General features: G+C 69.8%; 1 protein-coding gene. It reads left to right on the plus strand.

Going from position 1 to position 1346, the window contains the following annotated elements; translation table 11 throughout:
* Positions 1-1346 (plus strand): AMP-binding protein (locus tag HUA78_RS45645; protein ID WP_174479121.1); only part of this gene is annotated, 1346 nt, incomplete at both ends.

Here is a 1346-nt window from a genome sequence, read left to right on the forward strand (position 1 = left end):
TCAGAAGACGCCCTTCTCCTTCGATGTCTCCGTCTGGGAGTTCTTCTGGCCCCTCATGACGGGCGCTCGCCTCGTCCTCGCGAAGCCCGGCGGTCACCAGGACCCCGCCTACCTCGTTCGCCTCATCGCGGAGCAGCGCGTCTCCACGCTCCACTTCGTCCCCTCCATGCTCCGCGCCTTCTTGGAGGAGCCGGGTGTCGAGAAGCTCTCCGGACTTCGTCGCGTCGTGTGCAGTGGTGAGGCACTCCCCGCCGAGCTCGTCCGCCGCGCGCACGCCCTCCTTCCCGCCTCCGCCGAGGTCCACAACCTCTACGGCCCCACCGAGGCCGCCGTCGACGTCTCCTTCTGGCACTGCGCTCGCGGCGACTCCCGACACTTCGTCCCCATCGGTCGCCCCGTCTCCAACACGCAGCTCCACGTCCTCGACTCCACCGGACTCCCTACTCCCGTCGGCGTGCCGGGCGAGCTCTTCATCGGCGGCGTCCAGGTCGGCCTCGGCTACCTCAGCCGTCCCGCGCTCACCGCCGAGCGATTCCTCCCCGACGCCTTCTCCGCCATTCCCGGCGCGCGCCTCTACCGCACCGGCGACGTCGCTCGCTGGCTGCCTGACGGCTCCCTCGAGTACCTCGGCCGCGCCGACTTCCAGGTCAAGCTGCGCGGCTTCCGCATCGAGCTGGGTGAAATCGAGGCCGCGCTCCTCGCCGCTCCCGGCGTCGCCGATGCCGTCGTCGTCCTTCGCGAGGATGCTTCCGCTCCCCGCCTCGTCGCCTATCTCGTCGCCTCCGCCGAGTTCGACACCCAGGCCTTGCGCGCCTCTCTCTCCGCGCGCCTGCCCGAGTTCATGGTGCCCTCGGCCTTCGTGACGCTGCCGGCCCTGCCCCTGTCCCCCAATGGCAAGGTCGATAGACGGGCCCTCCCGGCTCCGGACCTGAAGCCTCGCGAAGCGGGAGCCTTCCTCGAACCCCAGACTCCGCCACAGCAGGCGCTGGCCCGCATCTGGACCGAGTTGCTGGGCGTGCCGCGCATCGGCCTCCGCGACAACTTCTTCGAGCTGGGCGGCGACTCCATCCTCGCCATCCAGGTGGTCTCACGCGCGCGTCAGGCCGGCCTGCACCTGGCCGCAAACCAGCTCTTCCAACACCAGACACTGGAAGCGCTGGCGCGCGTGGCGAAGCAGCAGGGTGGGCCGCAGGTCGATTCGGGCATGGTGCTCGGCACCTCCCTCCTGACGCCCATCCAGCTCGACTTCTTCGAGAAGGAACTCCTCGAACCGCACCACTTCGCCCAGGCCTTCATGCTCGCGTCGAGCGAGCCGGTGGACGTCCCGTGCCTGGAAGCGGCGCTGC

The organism is Myxococcus sp. CA033, from assembly GCF_013336625.1.
Taxonomy (GTDB): domain Bacteria; phylum Myxococcota; class Myxococcia; order Myxococcales; family Myxococcaceae; genus Myxococcus; species Myxococcus llanfairpwllgwyngyllgogerychwyrndrobwllllantysiliogogogochensis.